The organism is Mesorhizobium sp. M4A.F.Ca.ET.022.05.2.1 (genome assembly GCF_003998845.1).
Taxonomy (GTDB): Bacteria; Pseudomonadota; Alphaproteobacteria; order Rhizobiales; family Rhizobiaceae; genus Mesorhizobium.
In genome coordinates this window covers 1-6,842 of record NZ_RZOJ01000322.1, presented here as the reverse complement: position 1 = coordinate 6,842, position 6,842 = coordinate 1, and the positions used below count along the sequence as shown (strand labels likewise).

The 6,842-nt window shown below is 63.3% G+C and carries 6 protein-coding genes and 1 pseudogene; 6 read left to right on the top strand and 1 reads right to left on the bottom strand.

Annotation, left to right across the window (positions count from 1 at the left end; translation table 11 throughout):
• Nucleotides 1-888 (top strand): 4-hydroxyproline epimerase (locus tag EN745_RS26210; protein WP_127422611.1); only part of this gene is annotated, 888 nt, incomplete at its 5' end.
• Between the two features lie 21 nt (nt 889-909).
• Here EN745_RS26210 and EN745_RS26205 read toward each other — a convergent pair.
• A complete protein-coding gene (locus tag EN745_RS26205; protein WP_126057819.1) occupies nt 910-1,797 on the bottom strand; it encodes a LysR substrate-binding domain-containing protein in 888 nt (295 codons plus the stop codon).
• A 174-nt stretch (nt 1,798-1,971) separates the two neighbouring features.
• Between EN745_RS26205 and EN745_RS26200 the strand changes: the two genes are divergently transcribed.
• The 5 genes and pseudogenes from EN745_RS26200 to EN745_RS26180 form a co-directional block, all read left to right on the top strand.
• Nucleotides 1,972-2,358, top strand: coding sequence for an ectoine synthase (locus EN745_RS26200; protein ID WP_126057820.1), 387 nt, complete (start codon nt 1,972-1,974; stop codon nt 2,356-2,358).
• Between the two features lie 416 nt (nt 2,359-2,774).
• The gene (locus EN745_RS26195) at nt 2,775-3,677 is read left to right on the top strand and encodes a branched-chain amino acid ABC transporter permease LivH (RefSeq protein ID WP_127422610.1); all 903 of its coding nucleotides are present in this window, start codon (nt 2,775-2,777) and stop codon (nt 3,675-3,677) included.
• Nucleotides 3,678-3,681: 4 nt separating this feature from the next.
• Nucleotides 3,682-5,073 (top strand): high-affinity branched-chain amino acid ABC transporter permease LivM, encoded by a 1,392-nt coding sequence (gene livM / locus EN745_RS26190; RefSeq protein ID WP_127422609.1) that lies wholly within the window; start codon nt 3,682-3,684, stop codon nt 5,071-5,073.
• A pseudogene (locus EN745_RS26185) lies at nt 5,073-6,080 on the top strand (ABC transporter ATP-binding protein); the annotation flags it as partial. The gene livM and the pseudogene EN745_RS26185, both read left to right, overlap by 1 nt.
• Nucleotides 6,081-6,172: 92 nt before the next feature.
• A partial coding sequence (locus EN745_RS26180; protein WP_145992137.1) for an ABC transporter ATP-binding protein occupies nt 6,173-6,842 on the top strand: 670 nt, incomplete at its 3' end.

Sequence of the window (6,842 nt, the reverse complement as noted above, 5' to 3'; positions counted from 1 at the left end):
CATTTCCTCGCCGAATATGACTGGATCCGCACCGGGCTGATGTTCGAGCCGCGCGGCCATGATGTGATGTCGGGCTCCATCCTCTACCCGCCGACGCGCGAGGACTGCGACATCGCCATCCTGTTCATCGAGACCTCGGGTTGCCTGCCGATGTGCGGCCACGGCACCATCGGCACCGTCACAATGGCGATCGAGCATGGGCTGGTGACGCCGAAGACACCGGGCGTGCTGCGGTTGGACACGCCGGCCGGCCTGGTCGTCGCGGAGTACAAACAGGTCGGCGAGTATGTCGAGGAGGTGCGCATCACCAACGTGCCGTCCTTCCTCTACGCGGAAGGCCTGACGGTCGAATGCCCCGGCCTCGGCGAGATCAGCGTCGACGTCGCCTATGGCGGCAATTTCTACGCCATCGTCGAGCCGCAGGCGAACTATCGCGACATGGCCGACCATTCGGCCGGCGACCTCATCGCCTGGAGCCCGGTTGTGCGGCAGCGGCTCAACGAGAAGTACTCCTTCGTGCATCCGGAAAGCCCCGGCATCAACCGGCTGTCGCACATGCTGTGGACCGGCAAGCCAACCAATCCGGAAGCCGATGCGCGCAATGCCGTGTTCTATGGCGACAAGGCGATAGACCGCTCGCCTTGCGGCACCGGCACCTCGGCGCGCATGGCGCAGCTGCACGCCAAGGGCAAGCTCAAGGTCGGCGACAGCTTTGTCCACGAATCGATCATCGGCTCGCTGTTCAAGGGCAGGGTCGAAAAGGAAGTCGTCGTCGCGGACAAGCCGGCGATCGTCCCTTCGATCGGCGGCTGGGCGCGGATGACCGGGTTGAACACCATCTTCATCGACGACCGCGATCCGTTCGCGCACGGGTTCATCGTCACGTGACGCCGTCGCTGCTCGAGGGCGTCAGGCTTCCTCGCCGTTCGTCGAGACCTGATCGCGGAACCAGTCGGCGAAGGTGATTTCGGCGGCCGAGGGTTGCGCCGACATCGTCAGGTAGTAGCCTTTGTCCTTGTCGGTCGCGATGTCGGAGACGACGACGAGATCGCCGCGCCGCAGTTCCTCGCGAAAAACCTCGATCGGGCAAAGCGCGACGCCGTGGCCGGCGATGACGGCCGTCGCCAATATGTTGAAATCGGCGAAGACGGGCCCGTTGCCGACATCGGCCCCGGCCATGCCGGATTGCGAGAACCATTCGCGCCAGCCGTGACGCGTCTCGTCATGCAAAAGCTCCGCCGCGGCAATCTCCGCCGGCGACCCGAGCCGGCCCTTGCGCGCCAGATAATGCGGGCTGCAGGCGGGCCGGCTTATGCGGGAAAAGAGCTTGAGGCTGGTGGCCTTGGGAGACGGGTCCGCGCCGAGCGTGATCAGGATGTCGTTGTCATCGTCTTCGAGTCGGTCCTCGGCCTTTGCATAGGCGACGCGGATCGCAATCTCGGGGTGACGCGCGGTGAAGTCCGGCAGGCGCGGCACCAGCCATCGGCTGGCAATGGATGGAATGCAGCCCACGGACAGCGATGCGACGGCCGCGTTTCTGCGGATGCGCCGGCAAGCGGCCGCAAGGTCGGAGAGCGCCGCGTTCGCCGAGGCCTGCAGGCTGAGGCCGGCATCGGTCAAGCGAACCTTGCGGGCATCCCGGTGGAACAGGGGCACGCCCAACCATTCCTCCAGCCGCCTGATCTGATGGCTGATCGCTGGATGGGTGACATGCAGCTCCTCGCCGGCGGCCGAGAAGCTGAGATGGCGCGCGGCGGCCTCGAAAGCGCGGATGGCGTTCAGCGGCAGATAGTCCATCTGTAAATTATTCTAATGCATCCAATGAAATTCGATCATTTGAAACCCGCCTCGGGTCGCGACATTCTGAAGGCTGCTTCGAATGCTGATCCAGAAAATAACAGCCAAAACAGCGCGAAGCCAGGTCAATCCGCCGTCGTCGTCGTTCCACGCCTTTCATAGAGAGAGAATGCCATGTTCACCAGGCAATTGGCCGATGTAGAAAAAACTGACTTCTTCGTCGACTGGGGCAACGGCACCAGCCACCGGCTGCTGACCCAGAGGGACGGCATGGGATTCACCGTCTGTCATACCGTGGTGCGGGCAGGGAGCGAGTCGCGCCTGCAATACCGGCGGCATCTCGAAGCCTGCTATTGCATTTCCGGCAGCGGCGAAGTCGAGGACATGTCCGGCGCCATCCATCGCATTGAGCCCGGAACCATCTACGTGCTCGATGCGCACGACGATCACTATCTGCGCGCCGACGGCGCTGGCGACATGGTGCTGGTCAGCGTCTTCAATCCGCCGCTCAACGGCACTGAACGGCACAGTCTGAGTGGCGAAGGCGGCTCCGCCTACTGAATTTCGCGCCCGGAACCACCACGGCGAGCAGGGCCGCTGGGGCACGCCGGCTCGCCGTCACATAAGTGTCATATCAGAAGAATCCCGAACGCCGCGGAAAGCTCGGGAGCGCGAAACGCACGACTATCGGCGGCGCAAGAAATCTTCTCATCACCTAATCTTGACGGCGTTTTCTTCGAAACTACGCGCATCATGCGGCTGAATCGTCAAAGACATTGCGTTATGCCAATGATAGGGTCCGCGATAGTCCAGGGGTCGGATAGCGAAAAACGGGCAATCGGACGGCGTGCTTCCAAAACACGCGAGGCGATTGAAAAATCACGTTGCAATCCGGGCTCGAAACTTTACGACTAGGGGAAATACGAAAAGGGAGTGCGACCCGGAAGCGGGCGACATTCCAGGGGAGCCACGGCAGTATGCAATACTTCGTCCAGCAGCTTATCAACGGGCTGACGCTGGGATCGATCTATGGGCTGATCGCGATCGGCTACACGATGGTCTACGGCATCATCGGCATGATCAATTTCGCCCATGGCGACATCTTCATGGTCGGGGCCTTCACCGCCCTCATCGTCTTCCTCATTCTCGGCGCGCTGTTCTATTCGGTGCCGGTCGTCATCGCGCTCCTGATCATGATGATCGTGGCGATGCTGTTGACCAGTCTCTACAATTGGACGATCGAGAAGGTGGCCTACAGGCCGCTGCGCGGATCATTTCGGCTGGCGCCGCTGATCACCGCGATCGGCATGTCGATCGCGCTGTCGAATTTCGTCCAGGTGACGCAAGGCCCACGCAACAAGCCGATCCCGCCGCTGGTGAGCCAGGTCTACACGTTCGCGGGCGTCAGCGTGTCGCTGAAGCAGATCATCATCGTGCTGGTCACCATCGTGCTGCTGGCGCTGTTCTGGTACCTGGTCAACAGGACGGCGCTCGGCCGGGCGCAGCGCGCCTGCGAGCAGGACCGCAAGATGGCCGCGCTGCTCGGCATCGACGTCGACCGCACCATTTCGATCACCTTCATCATGGGCGCAGCCCTTGCTGCCGTCGCCGGCACGCTGTTCCTGATGTATTACGGCGTTGTGGTGTTCTCGGACGGCTTCGTGCCGGGCGTGAAGGCCTTCACCGCGGCCGTGCTCGGCGGCATCGGCTCGCTGCCGGGCGCCGTGCTCGGCGGCCTCTTGATCGGCTTCATCGAGAGCATGTGGTCGGCCTATTTCTCCATCGACTACAAGGACGTCGCCGCCTTCTCGATCCTGGCGATCGTGCTGATCTTCCTGCCGTCCGGCATCCTGGGCCGGCCCGAAGTCGAAAAGGTCTGAGCTCATGGCGGTCACCGTAAATCCGGAGCGCGACGTCGTCGCCACTCCCATCCAGCGTGCTTTCCGCGAAGCGCTCTACGCCGGTGCCATCGCGCTCGGCCTGTTCGTGCTGTTCATTGGTCTGAGGACCGACCAGAACATCTCCAACGAACTGATCCTGGTGCAGCGCTGGCTGCTGCTCGCCGTGGTGGTGATCCTCACCGCCGTCGGGCGTTTCCTCTATGTCGGTTTCGGACAGCCGGCGCTGGAGCGCGCCAAGGCGCAGAAGGCTGCGGCGCCGGCCGTCGCGGCCGAACCCAGCTTCGTGCGCCGCAACTTCAACCAGATCGGCATCGCCGTGCTGTTTGCGTATCCGATCGCGATGGTGCTCTTGTTCGGCTTCCAGGGCTCGCTGAAATGGGTCGACAATTTCGGCATCCAGATCCTGATCTACGTGATGCTGGCCTGGGGACTGAACATCGTCATCGGGCTCGCCGGCCTGCTAGATCTCGGCTACGTCGCCTTCTACGCGGTCGGCGCTTACGCCTATGCGCTTCTCGGCACGCATTTCGGCCTGTCGTTCTGGATCCTGTTGCCGGCCGCCGGCTGCATGGCCGCCTTCTGGGGTGTCATGCTCGGTTTCCCGGTGCTGCGGCTGCGCGGCGACTATCTGGCGATCGTGACGCTCGCCTTCGGCGAGATCATCCGCCTGGTGCTGATCAACTGGCGTGAGGTGACCAACGGCTCGGCCGGCATCTCCGGCATCCCGAAGGTCTCCTTCTTCGGCCTGATGTCGTTCAACGTCTCGGACCCGAACTACATCGCCAAGGTGCTGGGCATCGCCCAGTCGGGCGCCTACTACAAGATCTTCCTCTATTATCTCATCCTGCTGCTCTGCCTGCTGACTGCCTTCGTCACCATCAGGCTGCGTCGCCTGCCTGTGGGCCGGGCCTGGGAAGCGCTGCGCGAGGACGAGATCGCCTGCCGCTCGCTCGGCATCAACACCACCACCACCAAGCTGACGGCGTTTGCCACCGGCGCCATGTTCGGCGGCTTCGCCGGTTCGTTCTTCGCCGCCCGGCAAGGGTTCGTCAGCCCCGAATCCTTCGTCTTCCTGGAATCGGCCATCATCCTTGCCATCGTCGTGCTTGGCGGCATGGGCTCGCTGGGCGGCATCGCGGTCGCGGCGCTGGTGATGATCGGCGGCACCGAGATCCTGCGCGAGCTGGACTTCCTCAAGGCGCTGTTCGGCCCCGACTTCACCCCGGAGCTCTACCGCATGCTTCTGTTCGGCATAGCCATGGTCGTCGTCATGCTGTGGAAGCCGCGCGGCTTCGTCGGCAGTCGCGAGCCGACAGCCTTCCTCAAGGAGCGAAGAGCCGTCTCAGGCTCCTTCACCAAGGAGGGCCACGGCTGATGAACGCGACCCCATCCTCGAACGAGTTCATCCTGCAGGTCGAGCATCTGTCGATGAAGTTCGGCGGCCTCATCGCCATCGGCGACCTGTCCTTCCAGGCCAGGCGGGGCGAGATCACGGCGCTGATCGGCCCCAACGGCGCCGGCAAGACCACGGTGTTCAACTGCATCACCGGCTTCTACAAGCCGTCGGAAGGCATGATCACGCTGAACCGCAGTGACGGCTCGAGCTACCTGCTCGAACGCCTGCCGAACCACGAGATCCCGGCGCGCGCCAAGGTGGCGCGCACCTTCCAGAACATCCGCCTGTTCTCGGGCATGACCTTGCTGGAGAACCTGCTGGTCGCGCAGCACAACAAGCTGATGAAGGCGTCGGGCTATACGATGCTCGGCCTGTTCGGCTTCTCGAGCTACCGCAAGGCGTCGGCCGAATCGATCGACCTGGCCAAGCACTGGCTGGAGAAGGCCAACCTGGTCGACCGCGCCGACGATCCGGCGGGCGACCTGCCCTATGGTGCGCAGCGGCGCCTGGAGATCGCGCGCGCCATGTGCACGGGCCCCGAGCTTCTGTGCCTCGATGAGCCGGCCGCCGGCCTCAATCCGAAGGAGTCGGCGGCGCTCAACGATCTCCTGATGGACATCAAGAAAAGCACCTCGATCCTGCTGATCGAGCACGACATGTCGGTGGTCATGCAGATCTCCGACCATGTGGTGGTGCTCGAATATGGCCGCAAGATCTCGGACGGCAATCCACAGTCGGTCAGGACCGACCCGCGCGTCATCGCCGCCTATCTCGGCGTCGACGACGAGGAGGTCGAGACGGTGCTGACCGAGGTCGGCGACGAGGATGTCATCGAACAGCTCGATACCGGCCCCGACGCCGCGCACGGCCCGGGTAGCTCATCTTCCTTTCTCGCCGGACCGGTGACCGATACGATCGGCCACAGCGAGGGCGAGCGCGTCACGGTCTCGAAGGGCGCCTCCAAGGCAGAACAGGTCGATGCAAAGGCCAACGCTCAGCCAAGAAAGCCGTCGGCGCGGGCCACGGCCAAGCCGACCGGAAAATCCCCGACAGCCAAGCCGCGCGGAGGGCGTAAATAATGGCCGGCACAACGCTGCTCGACATCAAGGGCGTCGAGACCTACTACGGCAACATCCGGGCGCTGAACGGTGTCAACGTGCAGGTCAACGAGGGCGAGGTGGTGGCGCTTATCGGCGCCAACGGCGCCGGCAAGTCGACGCTGATGATGACCATTTTCGGTGCTCCACGCGCTCGCGCGGGCACTATCACTTTTGCCGGTACCGACATCACACAGTTGCCGACGCACGAAATCGCCCGCATGCGCATCGCCCAGTCGCCGGAAGGACGCCGCATCTTCCCGCGCATGACAGTGATGGAAAACCTGCAGATGGGCGCCAGCCTCGACAACCTCAAATATTATGACGAGGACGTCGAGAAGGTGTTCACGCTGTTCCCGCGCCTCAAGGAGCGTATCGCCCAGCGTGGCGGCACGCTGTCGGGCGGCGAACAGCAGATGCTGTCGATCGGACGTGCGCTGATGGCGCGCCCGAAGCTGCTTCTGCTCGACGAGCCATCGCTCGGCCTCGCGCCGCTGATCGTCAAGCAGATCTTCGACGCCATCCGCGAGCTGAACCGCACCCAAGGCTTGACCGTGTTTCTGGTCGAGCAGAACGCATTCGGCGCGCTGAAGCTCGCCAATCGTGGCTATGTCATGGTGAACGGCAATGTGACGATGAGCGGCTCCGGCA